This window comes from Pseudoduganella violaceinigra DSM 15887 (assembly GCF_000425385.1).
GTDB classification, from domain to species: Bacteria; Pseudomonadota; Gammaproteobacteria; order Burkholderiales; family Burkholderiaceae_D; genus Rugamonas; species Rugamonas violaceinigra.
Genome location: NZ_AUDI01000022.1, coordinates 1 through 25,451, shown reverse-complemented (window position 1 = coordinate 25,451; position 25,451 = coordinate 1). Strand labels below are relative to the sequence as shown.

Genomic DNA, 25,451 nt, shown 5'->3' with positions numbered 1-25,451 from the left:
CAACACAGCGCTTAATCCACTCAGATTTGTGGCCGAACCGGGCGCGTCCTGATCGACTTGGTCAATTTATCCCACAGTGCTATGGCCTCCTCGTCCGTAATACTTGGAGGAACGCCTCCCCTTTCTAGAACTCCTCTCTTCGCACTGTCGAAAGGACCTGCGGCAATTAGAATGCCGGCTTCGCCACGTATGGCCGCAGCCGATTCTGTTGCCAGCTCCGAACCTTCACCCCGCTTTTCAGCAGCACCTTCCACGCGTTCGTGAGTGATGAATCCCAGATTCAATTGAGCAGAAGTATGGTCGCAAGCCAATTGCGCACTGACCTCTCCATTAGAGTCATCGAAACGCAGTTGGTTTGTCTTCGACCCGCGTACCTCGCGGCTCTTTATGCCGGAGAGGTATCGATTGCTTGGCAAACCATCCGCTTTGCTCAGCGCAGGAGGCAGATTCTGTTGATTAAATGCCTGGCCGACGATAATTGGTTTATCAGGATCCCCGGCAAGAAACGCAACTACAACCTCGTTTTCGACCCGAGGAAGATGAAGGCTCCCGCACTGGTTCATCCTTCCTTGCCCATTGCCAGCCCAATTGCTAGCGACACGTACCCACGCAGAATCCATATCACTGTCTGCCGCGCCGGCACCTTGAGCGTGCTCATGGTCTCGTGAGCGAGTAGTGCGAAATCGAATCTTCACACGGCCATATTCATAGCAATATACGTCCTCACCATCAGGACCGACGACGATTGCGCTCTGCATTGGAACATTCGGGAGTTCAACGCGCGCATCATATGCAGGAACGATGGGTATGCCGCGACGGACTGCCGTGAATCCAACCTTGATGCGTGCGTTCTTCCATCGACTTCGGGAAAACAGCCTACCTACACGCTCGCTTAACTCCTTCGACAAATTGTTCGACGCAGAAATCTTCAAGGCCGTGATAACGAACTCTCGTTCGCGACCGGTATGCCCCTCGATTTCCGGATGTCCCTCAAGCTCAAAGTACTCGCCGACGCAGAAGTCGCGCACGCTGCCTTCGCCATGGAAGCACTTGGAATCGAGGTCGTGACGGTTCATCGCCAGCTGGCCAAGCCGGCAAAGATCGTCGTGGTTATCGCCGGCGTGCGGCGGCAGGATCAGGTAATCATCCAGGGTGGCAGACATTTCGTTTCCGTTCCCACCCTGGTCCGAACGACCAGCGGCCTTTGTGGTCATGAATTCGGTATCGGTGGGATTCTTATAGTTCCAGCTGAAGCGAGAGACGCTGCCCGGTTGCAGGGTACGGACTGCGCACCAGGAAGTGATGGTGTCGCGCTCCTCAGTGGCAGCATCGCGGTGGTATCGCACCACACCCGCTGCATTGGGCGGCAGGGTGTCCGAGTTATCGAACAACACCATCGTGTGCGATGGCCTGTCGGACTGGTCGGCGCGGAAGTACCAGGCAATGCCGCGGCGCTTCAACAGGCGGCGGATAAAGGCCGCATCCGATTCGTTGTACTGCATGGTGAATTCACGCTGTGGATAGCAGCCAGTCCTGAACGATTCATCCGTTTCATAGCGGAAGCAGGTTCCGATAATAGGGTTCGTCTGCCGCCATTCGTCCAGGATTACCTGAACGATCTCCACTTCGTTCTTGTTGCGGAACACGCGGGTGTTATTGCGCTTTTCCATAATGGATAGCGCATCGCGCAGCACCAACTGGTAGCTGGCCAGCCCTCCGTCGCTGTCCCCGGCATGGGCTTCGGTGACGATGCCGCAGACGCTTCTCAAGTCGCCTCGGTCGGTCACGATATCGACCGCCACTGGCAACGCTATCAGTTCTTTGAGTGGGATGAATGCATCGAGGGATACGCACAGGATGCGGTACTCAATGCTGCCGCAGATTGATTCGCTTCCCTGAACGCGTTGCGGCAGCAGCACGTCTTCCAGCATTTTGGTCGGATGGGCCAGGCGCAGGCGCAAGGGACGGCTTTCTGTGATCAGGTCCCTGTCTTGCCGGAAGAAGCTGAGCAGTGCATTGTCCACTTGAGGCTCCCATCGTCTGGTTGACGCTGATGCCTATGTTTGCACGCGTAAAGATTGTCGACGTTGATCTCGGACAAATATTGGCGTCAGACGATTCCTTGCCCACCCACCCTTGGTTCTCCGCGATAGATGGGCTTTCCGCCGTTCTGTAGAAGGCGGAGCTGGATGAATCGGTTTTCCCTGGTCTTTGATGCGAGAAGATGTTCCATGACTTCGGCCAGTACGGCCAGGCTACGTTCGCGCAACATATTTTCATCGACGGTCAAGGAATAGGCGGTTCCGAGCATATGCACACGGCCTATCGGAAGATCCATCCATGCCGCTGCAGCTTCGCTATCCAGCCGCTCGAATGCATCGACTTCCTTAAATTGATGTAGATGGAATAGCGTGCGCAGGGATTCAAGCGATATAGCGGATAACAGCATCGACTCCAGTAAGGCGCTTGCATCGCCGCATGGCGTTGTCTTCCTTGGCATCAACAGGAAGCGGACCGGAAATCCACCCGTTCCCATTTCCGTTTTCAAAGCATCATCCACTTGAATCGATTCGCTGCCGGTGCAGGTGATTTCTACAAGCGCTGTTCCGTGTTCCAGCTTTGCGGGTCCCTGCTCCCGATCTACCAGCGCGATTGCGCATCCTTCCTGCTCGTCCAGCTTCCAGCACATTCCGTCCGCATCGTGGTTCGTGCCATGGAATGGCAGGACCGCCGCCCCTCCCGTTCGATCCGTCAAGGAGACGCTATCAACGCTGTAGATCTCGCAGCCTGGCATTCCTGTCGCCAAAGGATAGGCATCTTTTCGCCCGTCCAGGCGAACCTGCAAGGCCGGACCGCAAAATAGATTGATCGACGGCGTGCAGGATAGCTGGAAGTTCGTAGCACAGACGTTCCGCATGATCGCTACGGAATCCGGCAGAACAATGTGAAGGTTAACTCGCCTGGATCCTGGGCGGCACGAAGCCGCAAGCTGCGTCAAATCGATATCGAAGAAATCAAACTTCTCAGGCAGGTGCAGGTACTCGCTCAGTATGCGGAAGGCCTGTTCTCCTGCCATTGCGGGAAGGAGCGCTTCGCACCTGTCGAAACCGGCCTTGCTGAAAAGGCGGCCTTCCAGCACTTTCCAAATTCCCCCAACCTCCACACAGACGCACAAACAGCGCAAGAGCACCGCGTCGACCAGGGCTGCACGTAGCGCAGCTTCGCCTGTAATGCAAATACGTAGCTTTGGCAGAAAAGGCCGTTCGAACGACATGCTGTCCGATTTAGCTTCGAGCGTGACACACAGAGATGAAATGGCATCAGACGGAAGCCGCAGTGTTGCCGGAACATTGATCGTTGGGCGGAATTTTGCGTGCGGAATAGCGACAGGTGCAATACAGACTTCATAGGCCGTCGTGAACTTGGACGCGCCGGAGGTCATGGCGCTACCGCGCGGGATGCGGGCGACTGAATTGATGCCGTTGTAGTTTGCGGAGGATGTATCCACCTGGACGATGCAGGAAGCAGGGACGGCGCGCAGGTAATGCGGCTGTAGCGTTTGCAGCAAGGCCTGGTGGAATTCGCTGCGGCCTTGCTCGATCATCTGCTGCATGCTGGCGTTGAGCACGGCGACGGATTGCAGCAGGCGTTCCACTTCCGGATCGGTGCTGGCGTCTGGGCCCAGCTCCAGCGCTTCAGCGGTTCCGGGATGGGCTTGCGCGTATTCGCGCGCAGCCTGGCGCAAGCGTCCCAGCTCTTGCTCGTAATGGTGCAGGAGCTTGTCCATGTTTACAGGCCATAGCGAAGATTGACGACGACCTTGATGCCGGACTCGCGTTCGAAACGGGCCAGCCGATAGATCCAGAGGTAGGCATGCACCGCCATCCGCGAGAAGGTATGCATCGCCATCGGCGTGGTGACAAGGGCACAAATGGCCAGGCTGCTGCTGGACTTGTCGTAGGAGATATCCGCGCTGAGTATAGGTACGCCGGCCATGACGGCCGCGATCATCGTCCAGCCGTCGATCCGCGTCGGGCCAATGGAGTGGCGGCCGATGCGGGTCAACAGTGTGCTGATGGAATCGGCTGTGATCACATTGTCCTTCAAACCGCTGGATAGCGCGGGCTCGAATCGGCGGCCGATCTCATTGCTTCTGGCGGTCGTCCAGATGCGCAAGCATGCCAGCATGACCGCCGCGCATAACAGGATCGCCGCTACCACTTTCCACACGGGCGACGGCGTGGCGTAGGCCGCCAGCACGATCACGGGGGCGGTGAGCATGCACAGGGGAACCAGGTACACGAGGAGCAGCGTGACGAGGGCGGTATCCATCAACCGTTCCGGATTGCCGCGCCTGGCCCCTAGGCGCCACAGGTAGATCAGTCCGGCGGCATGCACCAGCAGCAGGCCAATCTGCATGCGGGCGCCGGTCTGGCTGAAGGAGATCGGCATGGCGAACAGGGATAGCAGCAGGTGGGATATGCCCCAGACCAGCGCCGAGAAGTGCCAGAGGTTGGGCCGCACGGGGAATGGGAGGAGGGGTTTGAACATGGCGTCACCTTGGTCGTGGATAGCCTGCCAATGGTGGCACTCAAGAGTTCGCCGACCTTTGAGGTGGAACAAAGATGCGGCGTGCGTCCGCACAACAAATGTCCATCTTTGTTCCTGACCCCGGCTTGGACATTTGTTTAATTTTGACCTAGGTCAAAGATTTTATTGCGTCGCATCAATAGACTTTCACTGTCCGAATATCAATGACCACATGAAAGAGGTAGTGAAATGAAGAAAGCGATTTTGGCAGTCATCCTGGGTGGCCTGGCAGTCAATGCAATGGCGCAGGAATCGCCTTGGCTGGTGCGCGCGCGTGCGGTCCACATCAATCCTGCGGATAAGTCCGACCCGGTTGGCGGTGTGGGCGCTTCGGACCGCCTTTCCATCAGCGGCAAGACTATCCCGGAAGTGGATATCTCTTATTTCGTGACGCCGAATATTGCCGCTGAGCTGGTGCTGACTTATCCGCAGAAGCATGACGTCTACCTGGATGGCCAGTCCATCGGCACCTTCCAGCACTTGCCGCCTTCGCTGATGGCGCAGTACCACTTCACGCCGTCTTCCCAGTTCAGCCCCTACGTGGGCCTGGGGGTGAACTGGACTACCTTCTCCAACAACCAGATCCTGAACGGCGCCGGCAGCCTGGAGCATGACAGCTTCGGCCTGGCCCTGCAGGCGGGCGTCGACTATAAGTTCGATAAGAACTGGTCGCTCAACCTGGATATCAAAAAAGTGCAGATCCGCAGCGATGTGATGGTCGCCGGCGCCAAGGTCAGCAAGGTGAAAGTGGATCCGGTGCTGCTGGGCGTGGGCGTAGGCTACCGCTTCTAATTACTGAACATGCCACCCTGCACTTCCGCACGCAGCTCGAGGGCCAGCGTGCGGCGGCGCGGCTCGGTGGCGAAGTAGCCGATGTCGACGGCGACGCCTTTCGATTCGAGGTGGATCAGGTCGCGGGGGCGGGTGGGCATCTGCAGCCGCAGGAAGTAGAGTTCCAGCTGGGTCACGCTCATTTTGCCGCCAGAGCACTTCTCTACCAGCAGCTTGCCATTGGCAAGCACGATGTGTTCATAGTCCGTCGCATGGCGGGCGAAGTAGAGGAAGGCTGCCGCCACGGCTGTCATTTCCAGCATGGTGAAGATCAAGATCTGCCACATACCTACCATCACGAAGCCTGTTGCGACAGAGAACGAGAACAGGCACATCAATCCATACGCCATGCCCATTTGCTGGGGTGACAATGAGCAATTTCGCCGCAGCAGCCACTCCCGGCGTTCACTGAGCAAGTCTCGTTTCATGGAGACATTTTAGGCACAACTGGCTGGCAAAGGCAAAGTGTCCCTCGTGGGGTCAGGAACAAATGTGGACATTTTCCTTGGAAATGTCCACATTCCTTCCTGACCCCACGGGGGACATTTCTTGCTCGGGACGGGGTAGGGTGAGGATGAAGGTGGAGCCTTCGCCGGGTTTGCTGCGCACGGCCAGCGTGCCGCCGTGCGCTTCGGCCAACTGGCGCGAGATGTACAGGCCCAGCCCCAGGCCTGCGGATACCGTGTCCATCTTGCCGCGCTCGAACGGTTCGAAGATTTTCGGCAGGACTTCTTCCGGAATGCCGGGGCCCTGGTCGCTGACTTCGATGCGGGCGTTCTGGCTGTCGGCGTGCAGGCGCACCTCGACCGGTTTGCTGTCGCCGTAGCGCAACGCGTTGGTGATCAGGTTGACGATCACCTGCTCCAGCCGGAATTCGTCCCAACAGCCGGCGACCCGCTGCACGATGCTCAGCCGCAGTTCGGTGTGCATGTCGGTCGCCTGGTGCGTCAGGTCGCCGACAATGCGCTGCAGCAGCGCTTCCAGGTCGACCCGGCCGGGACGGATGGAGAGCTTGCCGCTGCGGATGCGCGAGACGTCGAGCATATCGTCGATCAGCCGCACCATGGCGTGGATCTGGCGCATGTCGCGCGCCACCATGCGCTCCAGCTGCTGCGGGGCGAAGTGGTCCATATTGCCGCGCTCAAGCTGCAGCTTGCGCATCTGCGCTTCGAGGTAGAGGGTGTTGAGCGGCGTGCGCAGTTCGTGCGCGACCATGGACATGAACTGGTCGCGCATTTCCAGTGCGCGTTCCAGTTCCTGCTGTACGGCGTTGAGTTCCTGCACCGTGGCGTCGCGCTGGGCGACGGTCTGCCGCACTTCCTGTTTTTGCTTGTACAGGTCGACGAAGACGTTCACCTTGCTTTTCACGGCGTCGGCGTCCAGCGGTTTGTAGAGGAAGTCCACGGCGCCCGCTTCATAGCCTTTGAAGGCGTAGTTCAGCTCCTTGCCGGCGGCGCTGACGAAGACGATAGGAATGTGGCGCGTCTTGCCGGTGCCGCGCATCAGTTCGGCCAGCTCGAAGCCGTCCATGCCGGGCATTTGTACGTCGACGATGGCGAGTGCGAATTCGTGTTCCAGCAAGAGGGCCAGGGCTTCTTCGCCGTTGCGCGCCTGATAGATCACGCGGTCGTCGGCGCGCACCAGGGCGCCCAGGGCACGCAGGTTTTCCGGCAGGTCGTCTACCAGCAGGACATTGGTCGGTTCCATCAGTGCGTCTCCAACATCAGCAATAGTTGCTTGATCTTTTCCAGCGGTAGCACCAGGTCGGGCGCGCGCAGGCGGATCGCCGCCAGCGGCATCACGTCGACATTGGCTTCTTCCGGGTCCTGCACCGCTGTCATGCCGCCGGCCTTACCGATGGCGGCCATGCCGGCCGCGCCGTCGTCATTGGCGCCCGTCAGCAGGATGCCCAGCAGGTTTGCGCCATACACGTCGGCCGCCGTCTCCATCGTTACGTCGATGGCGGGACGGGCGAAGTGCAGCGGTGCGTCGCAGCTCAGCGAGAAACTGCGCTCATTCTCGATCAGCAGGTGGTAACCGGCTGGTGCAAAGTACAGGGTACCCGGAATAACATCGTCCTTGTCGCCCGCTTCGCGCACCGGTAGCACGACCCTTTGCTGGAATACCTCCACCAGCTGGTTGTGGCGACCGCTTTTCACATGCAGCACGACGACTATCGGTATCCGGTAGCCGCGCGGCAGGGCGGGCAGCATTTGCATCAGCGCATTCACGCCGCCGGCCGAGGCGCCGATCACCACGGCGTCGATGGTGCGGCCGCGCGCCGCCATTTCCAGTGTGGGGTCGGTCGGCATTATTTTTTCCTGAACAGGCGGTCGCGCTTGGCGAGCACTTCGAACTTCGGACCGTAGGCGGAGAAGTCGATGCTTTCCTTGGTGCCCAGGCCTAGAAAGCCGCGGTGGCATAGCGATTCATGGAACAGGCCGAGCGCCCTTTCCTGCAGCCGCCGGTTGAAGTAGATCAGCACATTACGGCAGCTGATGAACTGGGTCTCGGCGAACACCGAATCGGTAGCCAGGCTGTGGTCGGCGAAGGTGACGTTTTCGCATAGCGAGCGGTCGAACAGGGCGGCGTTGTAGGCGGCCGTGTAGTAGTCGGAGAAGGCGCGCTTGCCGCCGGCCGCTTGGTAGTTGGCGGTGTAGGTGCGCATACTCTCCAGCGGGAAGACGCCTTTCTTGGCCTTCTCCAGCGATTGCGGGTTGATGTCGGTGGCGTAGATGATGCTCCGTTCCAGCAGCCCTTCCTCCTTCAGCAAGATGGCCAGCGAGTACACTTCTTCCCCGGTGCTGCAGCCGGCCACCCAGATCTTCAGCGAAGGGTAGGTTCCCAGCACCGGCATGACATGCTCGCGCAGCGCGGTGTAGTAGCTCGGGTCGCGGAACATTTCCGTGACGGGGATGGTGAGGTATTGCAGCAGCTGGCTGAAGGCCGCCGCTTCGTGCAGGACGCGCGACTGCAGCTGCGATACCGTGGTGCAGCCCATTTCGCTCATCGCATGCAGCACGCGGCGCTTTTGCGAGGCGCCGGTATAGTCGCGGAAGTCGTAGCTGTACTTCAGGAAGATGGCTTCCATCAGCATGCGCAGCTCGATTTCGATGCTGCTGATTGCGGCGCCGTCGTGCATCACACGGTGTCCATGGCTGGCATCCACACCCGCAGCAATGAGTACAAGCGGGACAGGTCAATCGGCTTGGCCAGGTAGTCGTTGGCGCCGGCCGCCAGGCATTGCTCCTGGTCGTCCTTCATTGCCTTGGCGGTGATGGCGATGACGGGCAGGCGGAGGAAGCGGGGGTCGCCGCGCAGGCGGCGCGTCGCTTCCAGGCCGTCCATGCCGGGCATCATGATGTCCATCAGCACCAGGTCGATGTCGGGCACGGCGTCGAGCTTGTCCAGCGCTTCCTGTCCGTTACGGGCGATTTCCACCATGGCGCCTTTCTGCTCGATGGCGCTGGTCAGGGCGAAGATGTTGCGCACGTCGTCGTCCACCAGCAGGATACGGCGGCCTTCGAATACGCGGTCGCGGCTGCGTACGGCTTTCAGCATGGTTTGCCGCTCGCTGGAGAGCTGGGATTCAACCTTGTGCAGGAACAGGGTCACTTCGTCCAGCAGGCGCTCCGGCGAGCGCGCGCCCTTGATGATGATGGAGCGCGAATATTTCGACAGCTCGGCTTCTTCGGCGCGCGTCATGCTGCGTCCAGTATAGACGATCACCGGCGGGAAGCTGGCGATCTCCTGCTGGGACATGCGCTGCAGCAGCTCGCTGCCCTGCATATCGGGCAGCTTCAGGTCCATGATCATGCAGTCGAAGATGGTGCTGCGCAGCTGTTCCAGCGCTTCCGCGCCGCTGGCCACGGGGGAGATGGCAATGTCCTCGTCTTCGATCAGCTTGACCATGCTTTCACGCTGCAGGGCGTCGTCTTCCACCAGCAGGATATGCTTGATCTTTTGCGTAAAGCGGCGTTCCAGCCGGTCGAAGACAGCCAGCAGGTCTGCGCGCGCGGCCGGCTTCCGGGCGTAGCCGATGGCGCCCATGTGCAGCGCCGCTTCGCCGTTGTCGGATGCGCTGATCACGTGCACGGGAATGTGGCGGGTCTGCGGGTTGTCCTTGAGCATCTGCAGCACCGACAGGCCGGAGCGGTCGGGCAGGCGGATATCGAGCAGCACGGCCTGCGGCTGGTGCTGTTCCGCCAGCTGCAGGCCTTCTTCGGCAGTGAAGGCGGCCAGCGCCCGGTAGTTCGATTCGTGCGCCAGGTCGAACAGGATGCGTGCGAAGGCGTAGTCGTCCTCGATGATCAGCACCACGCGCTCCGGCGGCGGCGGGATTTCGCGATCATCGCTGAAGGGGCGGGCCGGCGGGCCGCTTTCCGCCGCCGGCGGGCCGGCAGGAGGCGGGACGGGCGGCGCCGGCGCGGCGGCGGGCGGCGGCAGTGTGAGCAGCACCGGCACATCTGCCGGCGCTGCGACAGCCCATTGCGTCGGCAGCATCAGCGTGAAGGTGCTGCCCTGCCCTTCGACGCTGGACATTTCCACTTCGCCGCCCAGCAGGCGCGCCAGGTCGCGCGAGATCGACAGGCCCAGACCCGTGCCGCCAAAGCGCCGGCTGGCCGTGCCGTCGCCCTGTTGGAAGGCGTCGAAGATGGCGTCCTGCTGCTCCTGCCGCACGCCGACGCCGGTGTCGATCACGGCGAAGCGCAGCAGGCCGGCCGCGCCGGGCGACACCCGCAGGATGACCTTGCCGCGGTCGGTAAACTTGATCGCGTTCGACAACAGGTTCTTGAGGATCTGCTCCAGCCGCTGCCGGTCGGTATAAATTTTTTCCGGCAAACCTGGCAACAAGTCGACCAGGAACGCCAGCTGCTTTTCCAGCGCCAGCGGCGCAAAGATCGCTTCCAGGGCGCCGATGACTGCTTTCAGCGGCACGTCCTCCGGCGCCAGTTCCAGCTTGCCCGCTTCCACCTTGGAGATGTCGAGGATGTCGTTGATCAGCGCCAGCAGGTCGTTGCCGGCCGTGTAAATCGTTTGTGCGAAGCGCACCTGCTCTTCATTCAAGTTGCCCTGCGCGTTGTCGGCCAACAGCTTGGCCAGGATCAGGGTGCTGTTCAGCGGCGTGCGCAGCTCGTGCGACATATTGGCCAGGAATTGCGACTTGTAGGCGCTGGCTTTTTCCAGGTCGCGCGCCCGCGCTTCCACTTCCATGCGGGCCGAGGCCAGCGCCGTATTGCGCTGGTCCAGCATGGCCGTTTGCGCCGCCAGCTTCTCGTTGCTTTGCTCCAGCTCCAGCTTTTGCGTTTCAAGGCTGACCTGCGAGCGCTCCAGCACGCGCGATTGCTCTTCCAGTTCTTCGTTCGCGGTGCGCAGCTCTTCCTGCTGCACCTGCAATTCCTCATTCAGCGACTGCGTTTCGGATAGCGCTTCGGACAAGCGCTGGCGCGCAATGGTCGCCTCGATCGCGGTGCCGATATTGCCCGCCACCAGCTCAAGGAAGTCCAGCTCGCGCCGTCCCGCCTCGCGCAGGAAGCCCAGCTCCACCACGCCATTGATGCCGCGGTCCCCATGCACCGGAAGCAGCACCAGCTGCTGCGGCATGCCCTCGCCCAGCGACGACGCCACCTTGATATAGCCAGGCGGCAGCTGCGCCAGGTGCATGACGCGCCGGGTACGCGCCGCCTGCCCCACCAGGCCTTCGCCCGGCAGCAGTTCGCGCCCTTTCGCTTCGTCTTCGCTGCTGAAGCCGTAGGTCGCCGTGCGCTCCAGCGAAGCGTCGGCGCGCACCACGTAGAAGGAGGCCACCGCCACGTCCAGGTAGCGCGCCATGAATTGCAGCAGCGTGGATGACAGCAGCGGCAGCGCCATCTGCCCGATGCCCTGCTCCGCCAGCTGGAGTTGCCCTTCGCGCAGCCAGGCCTGGTGCTGCAGCTGGTAGGCGTGCGTGTGCTGCTCCTGCAGCGCGTCGCGGTAGACGTTGGATAATTGCAGCAGGTCGCGCCGCCCGAGCCAGGCCAGCAGGCCGCTGACGGAGAGGCTGACGGCGAGGAAGATCGCCACCGTCCAGAAGCCCACCAAGCGCAGGGTTTCATTGCGGGTGGCGCGCTGGCGCTCCTCGTGCAAGATGAAATCGCGGAACTGTTCGCGCAATTCGTCGGACGGCACCTTGCCGACGCCCGCTTTGACCATGGCCAGGTAATCGCCCTGCTTGCGGCGCGCCTCGATCATCTGGTCGGCGGCGTTCAGCCATACCTTGTGCTGGCTGCGGATATGGCGCAGGCGTTCGACCTGGGTCATGTCGTCCACCACAATCTCGGACAATAGTTCGGCGGAGGTATCGAAGCGCGGACGCGCCGCGACAAAGGGCGTGAGGAAGGCGTCGTCGCCGGTGAGCAGGAAGCCGCGCATGCCGGTTTCCATGTCGACTGCCAGCTTGCGCAATTCCTGCGCCTTGCCGATGGCGCGCTCGGTGGATTCGACCGCGCTCCAGGCGCTCATCAGGTAGGCGAAGAGCACGACGAAAATACCGGCGGCGGCGATGCCGCCAAGCAGCGGCACCCGCACGTTGCGGTGCAGGATACGGCGGAATCCCTGGTCATCGACGGTCGCACTACGCAGCATGGTCATGGTCGAACAGTCATCGGGAGTTCCAGTGTACCCCTACGGCGGAGCTTGCGCGGCAATCGTGCGCGGGGGCTATAATTGCCTGCAAACCCATCACCGCCTATCGCACATGCGCAAGATCCTGACCGTAGTGCCGTTGCTCCTGCTGGCCGGTTGCGTTAATGATTCCGCAACCTTCTATGCCGATGGAACGCGCGACCATACGCTGACTGTGCGGCGGCAGCAGGCGTATTTCTGGAAGGAAGACGCGCAGTACACCCTGATGGCCGCGCGCCTGCCGGAATGCCAGCGCGCGATTCCACTCGGCGAAATGCCGCTGGAAGACCTGGAATTCGAGTTGTTCGCCAGCGGCGAGAATATCTGGAGCCTGCGCGCCGGAAAATACGTCTGGCAGATCGAGACCCAGGGTTGCACCCTGGTCGCCGAAGGCGGCACCACCACCGCCACCGGCAGCAAGCTGGGGACCTATGTGGTGGAGGGGAAAAAGACGCGGATGCGCTTCGACGCCGACGCGGCACCGGCAAGCGGCGCCGCGCCAGCCGGCAAATAGGCCTGCACTCAGGCGGCCCTCTCGCTATCGAGGTGCGACAGCTGGTAGTCGTTGTAGCGACCGCCCGCAGCGGCGCCCTGGGGCGCGATCAGTTCCAGCGCTTCCAGGTCGGACTGCAGCAGCAGCGCGTCGAGCGCGCCCAGGGCTTCCTGCAAGCGCGGGCGGCTACGGGCGCCCACCAGCGGCACGATATCCACGCCCTGCGCCATCACCCAGGCAATCGCCAGCTGCGCCATGCTGATGCCCCTGGCCTGCGCCACGGCCCGCATGCGCTCCACCAGTTCCAAATTGTGTTTCAGGTTCTCGCCCTGGAAACGCGGGCTGTACTGGCCGCGGAAATCGTGCTCGCCTTCGCGCTGCGCCGTCCAGTGGCCGCTGATCAAACCGCGCGACAGCACGCCGTAGGCCGTAATGCCGACGCCCAGCTCGCGCGCCGCCTGCAGCAAGCCATTCTCGATGCCGCGCGAGATCATCGAATACTCGATCTGCACGTCCGTGACCGGGTGCACGGCATGGGCGCGGCGCAGCGTATCGGCATTGACTTCCGACAGGCCGATATGGCGTACATGGCCCTTGCGCACCAGCGCCGCGATGGCGCCCACGGTGTCTTCGATCGGGGTAAGCGGGTCGAGGCGCGCCGGGCGGTAGATGTCGATGTATTCGGTGCCCAGGCGGCGCAGCGAATAGGCGGCGAAATTGGCCACCGCCTGCGGACGCGAATCGTAGCCGATAAAGCCGCCGTCCGGATCGCGCAGGGCGCCGAACTTCACGCTGATCTGCACCTGGCTGCGGTCGCGGCCGCGCAGCGCTTCGCCCAGCAGCATTTCATTGTGGCCCATGCCGTAAAAATCGCCCGTGTCGAGCAGGGTGACGCCGGCATCCAGTGCGGCATGGATGGTGGCGATGCTTTCGGCACGGTCGGCCGGGCCATACAGGTCGGACATGCCCATCAGACCGAGGCCGATCGGGGAGGTTTGCGGGCCGGTGCTGCCAAGTTTGCGGGTTTCCATCTTCAGTTCTCCAGGAGGGGGTTCGATGGAGACCATTGTGCTATTATCGAATTCAACAATAAATACGCCATTTACTACATCTTTATTCGGCATTCAATAACAATGGACCAGCTGAAATCGATGCAGGTCTTCCTGGCGGTGGCCGACAGCAGGAGCTTCACCCAGGCCGCCGAACAACTGGACCTGCCCCGCCCCACCGTCACCAATGCCGTCCAGGCCATCGAGCAGCAGCTGGGCGTACGCCTGCTCCAGCGCACCACGCGCAAGGTCAGCCTGACCGTCGAAGGCCAGCTGTATGTGGAACGCTGCCGCGCCCTGCTCAATGAACTGGAGGATATCAACGCCCTGTTCCTTTCCAGCGGGCGCAAGCCGTCCGGCACCATCCGGGTCGACCTGCCGGAACGCATTGCGCGTTTGAGCGTGATTCCCGCGCTGCCGGACTTTTTCCAGCGCTACCCGGATATCAAGATCCGCGTCGGCGCCAACGACCGCATGGCGGACCTGGTCGGCGAAGGCATCGACTGCGCCGTGCGGGCGGGCGTGCTGCGCGATTCCACCCTGGTGGCCAAGCCGCTGGGCGCCATGGAGCAGGTGAATGTGGCGGCGCCGTCCTATCTTGCGGCGCACGGGACGCCGCACACGCTGGAGGATCTGCGCGAGCACTGGGCGGTAAATTATTTCTCCAGCCAGACCGGGCGCGATCTCCCTTGGGAGTATGTGGTGGATGGAGAGCTGCGGACGATGTCCGTGCGCAGCAAGGTATCGGTGGGGAGTTCGGAGGCTTACCTCGGCGCTTGCCTGGCGGGGATCGGGCTGGCGCAGATTCCGCTGCCGGGCATCGAGGCGCTGCTGGCGCGCGGGGAACTGGTGCAGGTATTGCCTGCGTGGCGGCCGGCGCCGCTGCCGGTGTCCATCATTTATTCGCACAACCGCAACCTGTCGCCCAGGGTGCGGGTATTTGTCGATTGGCTGGCGGAGGTGTTGCAGCTAGGCGGAAAAACCGGGCCAGCGGCCGCCGCGTAACAGGTGTCTGACCCAGCGGGTCAGACACCGATTTACCTGTCTTGAATGCCAGCGCCCAGGGCAGCCGCCAACGGCAATCCGTCCGGCAGCTTGGCCAGCAGCTTCTGCGCCTGCGTCAGATTGCGCTGCTTGAACCCGTCCTGTGCATGCGCAAAATCCAGCGCCAGCGCGGAGGCCGCAGCCTCAATCCGCCCACTATCCCCGGGCGTCGTATCAATCAGCGCCGCCAGGTAGGTCGCGCCCCACTGTAACCGGGTAGCCGAACCCACGGACGCACGCCAAGCCTTCTCATACCAGTCCAGCATGCCCGGCAGATCGCCGCGCCGCTTGGCCGCCGCAGCAAGGCTCAGTTTGAAGTAGTACGGCGCATGCGATTCGGTCAGCTCACGCTGCAGCAAGGCCTCAGCCTCCGCATGCAAGCCCGCATCATTCAGCGCGCTCACCGCGGTGTTGACCAGGGTATGCCGGCCATACTTGTCGTCCACCATCGCCAGCGCCTGCTCGACGCGGGTGCGCACCAGCTGCGGCAGATCCTGGCCCGCATAGCCCATGCGCGCCATGCGCATTTGCAGACGCACCGCGGTCAACCGGTCCGGCGCCGACAGCCACATATCTTCCGCCCACACGTGCGCCGCATTGCCCATGGCGGTCGCCAGTTCGGCATGGCGGGACGGCGCGGCGCGCACCAGCTGGTGGCCGCTATTGCCGAAGATGTCCATATTGGCGCGCGCCAGGCGTGCGTCGGCCAGTACCTTCAACAGGAATTCAGGCGCGGCGGCATCGGCCATGCGGCCCGCTTGCGCCACCAGCGCATGCAGGCGCAGGCGCACGGCGGCGTCTTCCACCTGGCGCGCGGCGGCTTGCGCTTCGCCGGTCACTGCGGCGGCAGCCAGCTGCGACAAGGTGCCAAGCGTCACGCCCAGGTCGCGGCCTTGCAGCAGCACGCCTTCGTCGGTATCCCACGAATAGTTCGACAGCAGCGTCCATTCCGCCGGCGACAGGGCGCGCTTGCCGTCCAAGGCCGCGGCCATCGAATCGCCGGCGGTATGGCCGGCGAAGCGCGCGGCCATCAGGGCTTCGCCAAACAGTTCGCCATCGAGTTCGCACGGCAGGCGCGTGATTTCGCTGCCGTCCGGGCCGTACATCACCATGGTCGGGTAGCTGCGCAGCTTCAGGCGCTCGGCCATGGCCTGCGCGTTCGGGCTGTCGCCATCGAGCTGGATCGCCACCATGCTTTGCAGCTTGGCGGGGAATTCTTCGCGGCCGAAGATTTCGTATTTGACGCGGTTGCATGGCGGGCACCAGCCGGCGCCCCAGTACAGGAACAGCGGGCGGCCCGCAGCGCGGGCCGCTTCCAGTGCGGCGTCGAAGCCGCCTTCGAACCACTCGATAGCGTCAGCCATGGATCAGGACTCTCGTGCCAGTGCCAGGAATTCGGTGCGCATTGCCAGGTTGGGCTGCAGTTCGCCCAGCATGGCGGAAGTGACGGTCTCTTCGCCGGCCGTACGGATGCCGCGCGACTCCATGCACAGGTGGCGGCACTTGACCACCACGCCCACGGCCTTCGGCTCCAGCACGGTCATCAGCGCTTCGGCGATCTGCATGGTCATGCGTTCCTGCACCTGCAGGCGCTTGGAGAACACGTCCACCAGGCGGGTCAGCTTGGACAATCCGACAATCTTGCCATTTGGGACATAGCCCACGGTGGCCTTGCCGAAGAACGGCGCCAGGTGGTGTTCGCAATGGCTGTACACCGGGATGTTCTTCACGACGATCAGTTCGTTGTACTGCTCGGCGCCATCCTCGAAGGCTTTCAGCACTTCCGCCGGATCCTGGCCGTAGCCGGACACCCAGTGCTTCCAGGCTTTGTGGACGCGGTGCGGGGTCTCGATCAGGCCTGGACGGTTCGGGTCTTCGCCCAGGTGCTCCAGCAGGCGGCGCCAATCGTCTTCGGTGAATACTTCTTTAGTCATGATTGCAGGAACCGTGAAATGTGGAATCTAATCCACCAGTATACAGCGTTCAGGGGCGGTTCGCTGCCAGCAGCTCGCTGGCGATGGAAACCTGCGCCAGCTCCGGCCACTCGTCTTCCGGGCCGAACCAGCGCGCGTCGCTGATCTCCTTCGGGTCGGTGACAATGTCGCCGTCCAGGTATTCGGCGGTGAAGGCGATCATCAGGGAATGCGGGAAGGGCCAGGACTGGCTGCCAAAGTATTCCAGCTTGTGCACGCGCAGCCCGACCTCCTCGAACACCTCGCGGTGCACCGCGTCTTCCACCGATTCGCCCGCCTCCAGGAAGCCGGCCAGCGCGGTATAGCGCGTGTAGGGTGCGTTGGCATGCGCGGCCAGCAGGCGCTGCTTGCCCTTGCGGATCAGGACCATCATGGCCGGCGAAATACGCGGGTAGGCCAGGTGCCCGCAAGACGTGCAGCGCATGGCACGCTCGCCGGGCGCCAGCGCCATCGGCGATGCGCAGGCGCCGCAGAAGCGGTGGGTGCGCGCCCACTCGGCGATCTGGTAGCCGCGCCCGGCCACACCCAGCAGGCCGTGATCGAGCTCCCCGAACAGGGCGCGCAGGCCGAAATAGGCGTGGCCCGCCAGCGGCGGCGTGGCGTCGGCGGCCTGGGCCACCTGCCAGTAGCGTCCTTCCCAGCTGCCGAGCGGCAGGGCGCCCTCCAGCGCAAGGCCGGCGGCTGCCAGCGCCGCATGGGAAGGCAGCGCGAAGCCGTCTTCGCGCAGCAACAGGCGGTCGCGGTGGAAGACCAGCGTTTGGGTATCGGCGACGGCGCCGGGGCTGATCATGGGCTGGAAAGCGGCAGGCGTATGGAGCATGGCAAGTGTATAAGTCCTGGCAACACCCCAGATGATACGTTAACGCGCACTTTGAAGTATTTCAGCGGCTTTGAGCTTGCCGCCGATCTTGTGCCCGGCTTTCCGGAAGTCGCGCAAGGCCTGCTCGATTTCCGCCTCGCTCGGCTTCAATGGCGCCAACGCCTTCGCCAGCGGCGGCAGGATTTCCTTGCGCATGAAGCGCTGGCCCGCCGCGATGAATTGCCAGATGATCAGGGCCAGGCCCAGACCCATGCCAATGACCATGGCCGGACCGGCGCCCTCCGTCGAAATGGCCGCGCCCACGGCGGGACAGACGATCATCAGGCCGATGGCGCCCGCAATCGCCCCCACCACGCCGCCATCCAGGTTCGTCGATGCGAAGCGCTTTTCCACCTTGGGCGACAGCAGGTTGAAGGGAGACCGGATCAGGCCCAGGCGCTCATTCGGGGAAAGCAGGTGCGGCGCGGTTTTGACGCGTTCGTCCAGGGCGCGGCGTTCCGCCATTGCCGCATCCAGGCCGGGGCAGGTTTCCTGCTTCAGCGTTTCCAGCGGCAGGGCGGTCTTGGCGATCTTGCGGTAATCGGACACCGCGGCAGGCGAAAACGTCCCGCAGCTCATGCATGTGCGCTCATAGCCGACCAGCTTGCCCTCGCCAACGCTAATGTAATAGACATGGCCGACCGATCCCAGGCGCGAGAGCCGGAAGCGCTTCGGCTCGCGGCAGATGCCGCAGTAGTCCGCCACAAAGCCCGCCGGACGGCGAGTGATTTTACGACCCCAGACGATGAACATTTTATTTTCCCTTCAGCAATTATTATTGAAGCATGAAGGGTTATTTATTTTATGTCAACTGCGTTTGGAGAGAACCAACGGCAGGCCGATCAGGATGGCCAGCGAGGGATAGCGGGCGATGAGATGGGCGCAGGCCAGTACCAACAAGCTCAATGCTGCGCAGGCAATGGCTGTGGCAACGCGGTTTGTCCATTTCACCTTGGTGGGCGACCGTGTTTCGACAGGCGGCGCTGTCGGCTCCGCGCCTTCCACGGGCTGGCGCGGCGGCGGCGGCGCCTGCAAGCGCTGGAACGGCGAACTCCCATTGGCGACGGCGGCTCCACGACAATCGTTCGCGGCGCGCATGTGCACCTCGCCTATCCAGCTATTCAGCCGTTCGCCCCAGTGGTCCATGGCCGCCGCCTCCTCGGCACCCAAGCGATGGTAATGGCTGTTTTCGTTCTTGCAGTGCGTGTCGTTAGCGAATTTCGCCTGTTCGCGGTACAGCGTCGACAATATGTGATGCGCCAGCGGCGGCGCAACAAACAGCGGCATCTTCGCCCACGCTTCGCTTCCGCGCGGTTCAACATAGCAGGAGCCGGCGGGCACCAGGCTGGATGGCACTGCGATGTCGAGGTCGGCGCCGATTGCGCCAGCCAGTGCCTTCCAATCGGTATGGGGTACCGCGAAAGCGCCAGGAGTCTCGCCCATACACCAGTAGCAATCGACATTGCCGGCGTAGTCGCTCGCGCGCGGAATGTACCAGTGGCGATCGTCTCCGGACAGCGACGGGTGGTCGCGCCACTCGGCCCGTTCTTCGACGACAGACCAGGTTTGATAGCGGTCCGGGTAATGGACCATCACCACGTTGCTGCCGTTTTCCCCCGCCGAATGCAGCGACAGCCGCAGGGCGCCGGCCCGCGCCAGGATTTCCAGCCAGAGGGTGAAATCATCGGCCAGCAAGGCCTTGGTTTCGGGTGCCCGGAACTGGAACCGCGCGTCCCAGAACACTCCGTGGCGGTACCAATCGTCCAGCGCGGTCTGCTTGCCCAGGAATTTGCTGCCATAACTTACCAGGGCCACTTGCCGCTGGATCGCTTCGTGTTGCAAGGCCGCTCCATCACTTACCAAAAGGACCATGCTACCGTATCCGCGGCGCAAAGGGAGCCGGGAAGACGCCAAGCCGATTCGAAACCATTGCTTTCGAGTGAAGCAAGCATTTCGCCGTTTATCAATCCGCGTGTACGAATGACAATCTGCTCTTTCATTCCCTGGACGACTGTAATGCCACTGCGATTTCCTGCCGCATGCGCCGCGCTGGCGCTGGTACTTGCCGCCGCCTCGGCGGCCACCTGCGCCGCCGCGCCGGCATCCGCATCATCGCTGCCATTCGACTGGTATCCGGAAAGCGTGGCTGCCGCTCCCGATGGCACCTTGTATGTCGGCAGTTGGCGCCAAGGGGCGGTTGCGCGCCTGCGTCCCGGCGCTCTTGAAGCAGAAATCCTGGTCCCACCCGGATCCAATGGGCTGGCCAACACGCAAGGGGTACTGGTGGATGCCGATGCCGGCCTGCTATGGGTCTGCTCCGGCTCAATGGGCTTCACGACGGTGCCCACCACCCCGAGTGCACTCAAGTCCTACGATCTGGCAACGGGAGCGCCGCGCGCCAGCTATCCGATGCCGGAGGCAGGCTATTGCAACGACCTGGTGCAGGACAAGGCGGGCAACCTGTATGTCACCGATAGCCTGCATCCGCGCATCCTGCGCCTGGCGCCGGGCGCCTCTGCGCTATCGGTCTGGAAAGAAGACCCGGCGTTTTCCACCGGAGACCAGTACTTCCTCAACGGGATTGCACTCGACGGCGCCAACCGCCTGTATGTGAGCGCGGTCATGGCGGTGGATTATCTGCTGCGTGTCGATATCGGTCCATCCGGACAAGCCGGTCCCGTTGCACGCATCGCCGCACCGCGCAAAATGAAAAACGTGGACGCGATTCGTTCCGCCGGTCCGGGTCGACTCGTGCTCTTTGAGAGCAATGCATTCGGCAACGAGCAGTATGGCGGCGCCGTTACCATCGCCCAGATCGACGGCACGCGCGTGGCATCGCTGGCGCCTCTGGTCGCGGGCTTGAACGATCCCTCCTCAGGCGCGGTGTTCGGCGATCGTGTCTATTTCATTGAGTCGAAATACAGCCTGCTGTTCAAGCATAAGGACGACGATGCGGCAGTCCCGCGCTCCGTCCCGTTTGCCGTCGCGTCGCGGGCCCTGCCCCATCCGGATTAACGCGTCCAGTTCAAGTCCGAGATAAGCGACTTAGGCCAAGCAACATTCGAAGTCTGGAGTAAAAAGGCCCGCAGTCCTCGAAAGGATGCGGGCCTTTGCCTTACTTCTCGTATTGGCGCTCGTTGGAACGGTTATGCATTGAACTCTATGTGCACAACCGATCTGCTTTCGCGTTGAGCGGCAAGCCGCGTTTTACTTCGTCCAGTGAATCACGCCCCGCTGCGCAGCGACGTTGCCTTCGCAGTGCTGCTCAAAGCGCAGATCGATTGCGGTCAACTGCCCCATCGAATAGCTCACACTGTCCACCACAAACCAGCCTCTGAGCGTATTGCAGCCACGGCCATTACCGGACCAGTTCAAGCCGCCTTTGGTTGCGTCATGGAACGGATAACGCTGCAAATCGCCGTAGTAGCCGGGCTGCAGTTGCGACAGACCGGTCATGCCGACAAAGTTACCGTTCCATCCCCCCACATTGACGCCCAGCGCTGCAGTCAGGTTGGTGTTCACGTTCAGCGTGCTGTTATTCGGCGTGAACAGCTCGGTACGGCCGGCGCCGATGTAGTCGCCGGCGTCGCTGACCAGATACACATAGTTCCCGTTTGGCGGCACAAAGCTGCTGGACGGCTTCCACAGGCCAGCTGGTGGAGGATTGACCGGTCCCGGCTTATTGCCCGCAGTCCAGTGAATCACGCCGCGCTGCGCAGCGACATTGCCTTCGCAGTGCTGTTCAAAGCGCAGATCGATTGCGGTCAACTGCCCCAGCGAATAGCTCACACTGTCCACCACAAACCAGCCTTTGAGCGTATTGCAGCCACGGCCATTGCCGGACCAGTTCAAGCCACCCTTGGCCGGGTCATGGAACGGGTAACGCTGCAAATCGCCGTAGTAGCCAGGCTGCAGTTGCGACAGGCCGGTCATGCCGACAAAGTCGCCGTTCCATCCGCCGACACTGATGCCCAGCGCTGCAGTCCGGTTGGTGGTCACGTTAAGCGTGCTGTTATTCGGGGTGAACAGCTCGGTACGGCCTGCACCGATGTAGTCACCCGCGTCGCTGACCAGATACACATAGTTCCCGCTTGGCGGCACGAAGCTGCTGGACGGCTTCCACAGGCCAGCTGGCGGAGGATTGACTGGTCCCGGCTTTTCGCCCGAAGTCCAGTGCAACTGCCCGCGCAGCGCACTACTTCCGCCTTCACAGTGCTGCTCGAAGCGCAGGTACAGCTCGGTCAGCGTAGTGCCATTGTAGGTGGCTTTGTCAACGACGAACCAGCCGCTGAGCGTGTTGCAGCCGCGTCCCTCGCCTGACCAGCTCAGCCCGCCAAGCATAGGATTGTTGAATGGATAGCGGCTCAGCCCGCCGTAATAGCCGACGCCGAGTCGCGTCATGCCGTTCATGGCTTTGAAGTCTCCGCTCCAATTCTGATTGCCCGCGATGGACACGCCCAGATATTCGGCCGAAGGATTGAGCTTGATCGTCGAGTTCGCTGGGGTATAGCTATAGGTGCGGCCTGCGCCGATATAGTCGCCAGGCGTGCTTTCCAGATACATGTAGTTGCCTGTCGCAGGCACGGTGCCCGCGCCTGCACGCCACAGGTCAGCAGGAATCGGTGCCGGTCCCGTTGGCTGGCCTGCCGTCGCATCTGCCTTGTTCCAGTGGATCTGGCCATGCAGCGCAGCTGTGCCGCCTTCGCAGTGCTGTTCGAAACGCAGATCGAGCGATTCCAGTGCGCCGTTCACCTGCACGACCTTGTCGATCACGACCCAGCCCTTGATCGTATTGCAGCCGCGGCCTTCGCCGCTCCACTCGACGCCGCCCACGGCAGGATCCGCAAATGGGGTGCGCGTCAGATCCGTGAAATAGCCCGCCTGCAAGGTGCCGGCCGCTTTCGGGAGCAGGAAGCCACCGCTCCAGCGCTGGTTGCCATTCACCGTCGCATTGATCGTCAGGCCGCTGGACGACATGGCGATCTGCGTGTCGGCATTGGTGTAGACATTGGTGCGGCCGCCGCCGATATAGTCACCGCTGTCGCTCTGCAGGTAAACATAATTGCCGCTGACGGGCGTGGCGTCTGAGGGTGCCGACCACAGATTCGATGGGATCGGGTAGGCCAGCGTCTGCCCGTCGGTCGCAGACGATGCGACAACCTGACTCGACGAAGACGTCTGGCTACCACCGGTACTGGTTCCGCCGCCGCCGCAAGCCGCCAGTATTGAGCACATCAGCAAGGCGACTAGAGGCCGCGCCGCTAAAAACCGTTTCATTTTCATAGTCTAAAAAATAGTTTTGTACGAAAAACAATATTGTAGTTAGCTTTTTTATAATTGTCTACGCGGAAATTTTTTGCAAGCGACAATGAAAAAAGCCCGTTGGTCTCGCGACGAACGGGCTCAATCAGCAAGAAGTATTTAGCGGATCACCAAGGAATGGCGACCGTGGCTATAACCGGATTGGAAACAGAGAAGTTGGAGTTATTTAAGAAGCCGGTGTAGGTCATATTGTGGGAACCATCGGCAGCAAACGTATTGGCCGAATTTGCAAAGACACCATAGGACGCATTTCCGCTTGCCAGGCTCCAGGTCCATCGAACTGCGCCCGTAGGTCCCAACGGCGGCTGTGGTCGCTCGTTGAGCCGCCATAATTGCGTGCCCACAGAACCTCACCTGTAGGGCCAAGCTTGGCGACAAACGCATCTTGCGGGCCAATGGCTGATCAGGTGAATGCGCCCATGACCATGCTTCCGCCGAGCCGGCTGAAATTTCCGGTCACCGAGGTGCTGCCGTACCTATCAGTGCTAGAGGCCGTCGCACCTGTGGAATAACCTGATCCTTCAGCGTTCTTGGCAAATACGTCGGTGAATGTTCCAGCTTGAGCCGGAGACACTCCAAGCAGCGGCAAGATAGCTAGCGAGAAGAGAAGCCCATCGCTCCGAAGTGAGTGTGTCAGTAAAAATACAAAAGGAACGCTCAAAATTGCCTAGTGGGAACGCAATTTAGATAACTATTTTGCAATCACTATTGCAACTGCAACGATAATTTTTCACTGAGTCAACGTCGGGTAAAGCGATCGCGATGTGACGAAAATCGGGGCCGATAAGGGCAAAAAAGGCCTGCCCCTATAGAGGAGCAGGCCCTTCTTTGACAAACGAATGAATCTTACTTTTAAAAGGGTTATGCACGGAATTTTGTGTAAACAAGCGCCGCCATTCAATAGACACGCGGCAAGAGGCGAAGCCAGGTCTTAGATCGTCAACAAATCCCCGAAAAAAAAGCGATTGTTTACACTTGGTGGTAAGCAAGAATTTCTTAAGTGCTAGGGAGCACCCATCCAGACGAATGTGTGATGGGTTTGTGCTGAACGCTATGCCGCGGGCCGACGCGCCGATACTAACAGTCTTCCACTCCTCTTGCAATGATGCAAAGATGGCATTAAAATTGCCATGCTGGCACTTAGTGAGCTTACGGCGACCAAAGAGGACGCCGTCCGCCCGCCATGCACTCCTACGGTTCAGTATCAACAGCAGCAGAAGCACACCCAAGTCCATCACTCGGGCCCCAAGCAGAGCACCAAATCGACGCAATATAGCGTAAATCTCACTGCTAACGGAGGACTCGATATGAACCTGAAAAAACTGAAAAACCCGAGCTTCAAGCTCAAGAAATTTGCAGTTGGTGTAACCCTTGCAGCAAGCACCGTAACGAGTGGGGCGCCGTAAGCTTATTCACAACCAAGCCTCTAACTCTGTCGAGTTAGAGCCGCCTCCCAAATTTTCTGCCTGTTACGGCCAGCAATCCGCATTGATGGCTGCAAGCACATTCTCGCTGCATCAGGCCCCGCTACGCGGGCCGTGAGTGCTTCGGGGGTATTTTCCCAGTTTGGTCAGTAGTCGTTTGTGAGTGCGCCATGCATGGACGCAATCTTTTCGGCCACGTCTTTTACGGCGTATTCAAGTGCCACTTTTTTAAACGTCCCCATGTGAATGCCGCGATAAACTACCTCGACCAATCGAGTGTCGTCAGGCAGTCCTTTCACCGCGCAAGAAAGGCAGGATGAAACAGATCGTTCGCCTACGTCGTTTTCAAACGCCTCCTGGCCGACCATCACGGTCCATTCATAGAGGCCTTGGCTGTGCTTGGCAATGTATATGAGCGGAGTGATCACGCTTTTACGTACTAATATTTATATTCAGGATGAATGCCCGATGGGAGCGCCAAGATAAAGCGGACTTCTTCGGCCGACCCCGGTTTGAGATGAACTTGAGTAATTCGTCGGTGCCCGAGCTTAGACTCTTGGCAGTTCACCCCTTGCCCAGCAGCCTGAATAATCGCATCTCGCACCTTAACTCGCGCACCAGGAGCGGCACCAAAGGTGGCATCAGGAACGGAAGCGCCCGACGGAAATCTAAATCTCATAGTAATTGTCCTTTCAGCCGGGCTCGTCAAGGCGTTCATCTTCTACGGCATGTTCGTTTGCTCGCAGAATTGACCCACTCTAGTTGACCCACCTTCCACTGCCTGGCAAACGCTGCCACGCGGTCATATGATCCTTCATACCCCAGCTCCTTAAGGTCCAAGTGGATCTGCTTCAGATTCCGCCGTTGCTTGCGGGGTTTGCTCGCCTCGGCCTTGAGCCAGGCTGAAAGCTGCACCGAATATTTGTCTAAGACGCTTGATGATCGCCGTTCCGCATAGGAGGGCTCTGTGGTCTCCGACCGTAGGTATCGCCGGACGGTATTGCGGGAGATGCCGAGTCGTCTTGCGATCTCCCGGAGGGGAATCTGGTCACGTAGGTGCCAGCGTCGAATTATGCCTAGTAAAGCCACGTCGATCACTCCGATCTCCTGCCGAAAGGACAGGGGAAATTGTGCTATGAACGTGGGTCAGATTTCGTTGCAAATTCGTGGGGAAGCTGGGTCAATTTTCAGTGCAAATTAACA

General features: G+C 61.2%; 20 protein-coding genes and 1 pseudogene. 4 read left to right on the top strand and 17 right to left on the bottom strand.

The annotated features are described in order from the left end of the window. Positions 1–20: 20 nt before the first annotated feature. The 3 genes from H597_RS30940 to H597_RS0114650 form a co-directional block, all read right to left on the bottom strand. Complete coding sequence (locus H597_RS30940; RefSeq protein ID WP_051293799.1) at positions 21–2,024, bottom strand: type VI secretion system Vgr family protein; 2,004 nt, start codon at positions 2,022–2,024, stop codon at positions 21–23. A gap of 86 nt (positions 2,025–2,110) precedes the next feature. Further along, positions 2,111–3,787: a type VI secretion system baseplate subunit TssF gene (gene tssF, locus H597_RS0114655; RefSeq protein WP_028102817.1), complete on the bottom strand. Its 1,677-nt coding sequence runs from the start codon at positions 3,785–3,787 to the stop codon at positions 2,111–2,113. A gap of 2 nt (positions 3,788–3,789) precedes the next feature. Continuing rightward, on the bottom strand, positions 3,790–4,551 hold the full coding sequence (locus H597_RS0114650) for a hypothetical protein (RefSeq protein WP_028102816.1): 762 nt from the start codon (positions 4,549–4,551) through the stop codon (positions 3,790–3,792). A 228-nt stretch (positions 4,552–4,779) separates the two neighbouring features. On the opposite strand from H597_RS0114650, the gene H597_RS0114645 reads away from it, so the two are divergent. Beyond that, entirely contained in the window at positions 4,780–5,382 is a 603-nt protein-coding gene (locus H597_RS0114645; RefSeq protein ID WP_028102815.1) for an OmpW/AlkL family protein, read from the top strand. Here the strand turns inward: H597_RS0114645 and H597_RS0114640 are convergent. The 5 genes from H597_RS0114640 to H597_RS0114620 are packed head-to-tail and all read right to left on the bottom strand — an operon-like array spanning position 5,379 to position 12,051. After that, positions 5,379–5,849, bottom strand: a complete 471-nt coding sequence (locus H597_RS0114640; RefSeq protein WP_028102814.1) for a DUF2244 domain-containing protein — start codon at positions 5,847–5,849, stop codon at positions 5,379–5,381. The genes H597_RS0114645 and H597_RS0114640 overlap by 4 nt on opposite strands. A gap of 52 nt (positions 5,850–5,901) precedes the next feature. Beyond that, a complete protein-coding gene (locus H597_RS30935) occupies positions 5,902–7,128 on the bottom strand; it encodes a hybrid sensor histidine kinase/response regulator (RefSeq protein WP_051293797.1) in 1,227 nt (408 codons plus the stop codon). Then, entirely contained in the window at positions 7,128–7,733 is a 606-nt protein-coding gene (locus H597_RS0114630) for a chemotaxis protein CheB (protein WP_211232051.1), read from the bottom strand. The genes H597_RS30935 and H597_RS0114630 overlap by 1 nt, the downstream gene beginning before the upstream one ends. Further along, entirely contained in the window at positions 7,733–8,563 is an 831-nt protein-coding gene (locus H597_RS0114625; protein ID WP_028102812.1) for a CheR family methyltransferase, read from the bottom strand. Before H597_RS0114625 ends, H597_RS0114630 begins: the two co-directional genes overlap by 1 nt. Further along, positions 8,563–12,051 carry a response regulator gene (locus H597_RS0114620; RefSeq protein ID WP_229632174.1) on the bottom strand — a complete coding sequence of 1,163 codons (3,489 nt, stop codon included), beginning with the start codon at positions 12,049–12,051 and terminating at the stop codon, positions 8,563–8,565. Before H597_RS0114620 ends, H597_RS0114625 begins: the two co-directional genes overlap by 1 nt. A 106-nt stretch (positions 12,052–12,157) precedes the next feature. Here H597_RS0114620 and H597_RS0114615 point away from each other — a divergent pair, with 106 nt between their 5' ends. Further along, positions 12,158–12,598 carry a hypothetical protein gene (locus tag H597_RS0114615; RefSeq protein WP_028102810.1) on the top strand — a complete coding sequence of 147 codons (441 nt, stop codon included), beginning with the start codon at positions 12,158–12,160 and terminating at the stop codon, positions 12,596–12,598. 8 nt (positions 12,599–12,606) lie between these two features. On the opposite strand, the gene H597_RS0114610 is transcribed toward H597_RS0114615, so the two are convergent. After that, the gene (locus H597_RS0114610) at positions 12,607–13,608 is read right to left on the bottom strand and encodes an aldo/keto reductase (protein ID WP_035374281.1); all 1,002 of its coding nucleotides are present in this window, start codon (positions 13,606–13,608) and stop codon (positions 12,607–12,609) included. Positions 13,609–13,710: 102 nt separating this feature from the next. On the opposite strand from H597_RS0114610, the gene H597_RS0114605 reads away from it, so the two are divergent. Beyond that, positions 13,711–14,631, top strand: a complete 921-nt coding sequence (locus tag H597_RS0114605) for a LysR family transcriptional regulator (RefSeq protein ID WP_028102808.1) — start codon at positions 13,711–13,713, stop codon at positions 14,629–14,631. 32 nt (positions 14,632–14,663) lie between these two features. Here the strand turns inward: H597_RS0114605 and H597_RS30930 are convergent, their stop codons facing one another. From H597_RS30930 to H597_RS0114580, 5 genes are read right to left on the bottom strand one after another with little or no spacing between them, the layout of a single operon-like run. Further along, on the bottom strand, positions 14,664–16,034 hold the full coding sequence (locus H597_RS30930; protein WP_051293796.1) for a thioredoxin fold domain-containing protein: 1,371 nt from the start codon (positions 16,032–16,034) through the stop codon (positions 14,664–14,666). 3 nt (positions 16,035–16,037) lie between these two features. Then, on the bottom strand, positions 16,038–16,604 hold the full coding sequence (gene folE / locus H597_RS0114595) for a GTP cyclohydrolase I FolE (protein WP_028102807.1): 567 nt from the start codon (positions 16,602–16,604) through the stop codon (positions 16,038–16,040). A 49-nt stretch (positions 16,605–16,653) separates the two neighbouring features. After that, on the bottom strand, positions 16,654–17,463 hold the full coding sequence (nudC, locus tag H597_RS0114590) for an NAD(+) diphosphatase (RefSeq protein ID WP_028102806.1): 810 nt from the start codon (positions 17,461–17,463) through the stop codon (positions 16,654–16,656). 39 nt (positions 17,464–17,502) lie between these two features. After that, complete coding sequence (locus H597_RS0114585; protein ID WP_028102805.1) at positions 17,503–18,255, bottom strand: hypothetical protein; 753 nt, start codon at positions 18,253–18,255, stop codon at positions 17,503–17,505. Between the two features lie 54 nt (positions 18,256–18,309). Then, on the bottom strand, positions 18,310–19,344 hold the full coding sequence (locus tag H597_RS0114580; RefSeq protein WP_028102804.1) for a hypothetical protein: 1,035 nt from the start codon (positions 19,342–19,344) through the stop codon (positions 18,310–18,312). Between the two features lie 174 nt (positions 19,345–19,518). Here H597_RS0114580 and H597_RS0114575 point away from each other — a divergent pair, with 174 nt between their 5' ends. Continuing rightward, positions 19,519–20,517, top strand: coding sequence for an SMP-30/gluconolactonase/LRE family protein (locus H597_RS0114575; protein ID WP_035374279.1), 999 nt, complete (start codon positions 19,519–19,521; stop codon positions 20,515–20,517). A gap of 192 nt (positions 20,518–20,709) precedes the next feature. Here H597_RS0114575 and H597_RS33325 read toward each other — a convergent pair whose 3' ends face one another. The 3 genes and pseudogenes from H597_RS33325 to H597_RS34115 all read right to left on the bottom strand — a co-directional run. Beyond that, entirely contained in the window at positions 20,710–22,779 is a 2,070-nt protein-coding gene (locus H597_RS33325) for a hypothetical protein (protein ID WP_154668112.1), read from the bottom strand. Between the two features lie 1,615 nt (positions 22,780–24,394). Further along, positions 24,395–24,676, bottom strand: coding sequence for a hypothetical protein (locus tag H597_RS0114560; RefSeq protein ID WP_028102801.1), 282 nt, complete (start codon positions 24,674–24,676; stop codon positions 24,395–24,397). A 343-nt stretch (positions 24,677–25,019) separates the two neighbouring features. Beyond that, positions 25,020–25,346, bottom strand: a pseudogene (locus H597_RS34115) (helix-turn-helix domain-containing protein); the annotation flags it as partial. Positions 25,347–25,451: the final 105 nt, after the last annotated feature.

Coding starts and splice junctions, on each gene's coding strand:
- H597_RS0114575 (WP_035374279.1), top strand. CDS start 19,519: ATGCCACTGCGATTTCCTGCCGCATGCGCCGCGCTGGCGCTGGTACTT.
- H597_RS0114605 (WP_028102808.1), top strand. CDS start 13,711: ATGGACCAGCTGAAATCGATGCAGGTCTTCCTGGCGGTGGCCGACAGC.
- tssF (WP_028102817.1), bottom strand. CDS start 3,787: ATGGACAAGCTCCTGCACCATTACGAGCAAGAGCTGGGACGCTTGCGC.
- H597_RS0114630 (WP_211232051.1), bottom strand. CDS start 7,733: ATGCCGACCGACCCCACACTGGAAATGGCGGCGCGCGGCCGCACCATC.
- H597_RS0114620 (WP_229632174.1), bottom strand. CDS start 12,051: ATGACCATGCTGCGTAGTGCGACCGTCGATGACCAGGGATTCCGCCGT.
- H597_RS0114640 (WP_028102814.1), bottom strand. CDS start 5,849: ATGAAACGAGACTTGCTCAGTGAACGCCGGGAGTGGCTGCTGCGGCGA.
- folE (WP_028102807.1), bottom strand. CDS start 16,604: ATGACTAAAGAAGTATTCACCGAAGACGATTGGCGCCGCCTGCTGGAG.
- H597_RS0114610 (WP_035374281.1), bottom strand. CDS start 13,608: ATGGAAACCCGCAAACTTGGCAGCACCGGCCCGCAAACCTCCCCGATC.
- H597_RS0114650 (WP_028102816.1), bottom strand. CDS start 4,551: ATGTTCAAACCCCTCCTCCCATTCCCCGTGCGGCCCAACCTCTGGCAC.
- H597_RS33325 (WP_154668112.1), bottom strand. CDS start 22,779: ATGAAACGGTTTTTAGCGGCGCGGCCTCTAGTCGCCTTGCTGATGTGC.
- H597_RS30935 (WP_051293797.1), bottom strand. CDS start 7,128: ATGGAACCGACCAATGTCCTGCTGGTAGACGACCTGCCGGAAAACCTG.
- H597_RS0114625 (WP_028102812.1), bottom strand. CDS start 8,563: ATGCACGACGGCGCCGCAATCAGCAGCATCGAAATCGAGCTGCGCATG.
- H597_RS0114615 (WP_028102810.1), top strand. CDS start 12,158: ATGCGCAAGATCCTGACCGTAGTGCCGTTGCTCCTGCTGGCCGGTTGC.
- H597_RS0114645 (WP_028102815.1), top strand. CDS start 4,780: ATGAAGAAAGCGATTTTGGCAGTCATCCTGGGTGGCCTGGCAGTCAAT.
- nudC (WP_028102806.1), bottom strand. CDS start 17,463: ATGCTCCATACGCCTGCCGCTTTCCAGCCCATGATCAGCCCCGGCGCC.
- H597_RS30930 (WP_051293796.1), bottom strand. CDS start 16,034: ATGGCTGACGCTATCGAGTGGTTCGAAGGCGGCTTCGACGCCGCACTG.
- H597_RS0114585 (WP_028102805.1), bottom strand. CDS start 18,255: ATGTTCATCGTCTGGGGTCGTAAAATCACTCGCCGTCCGGCGGGCTTT.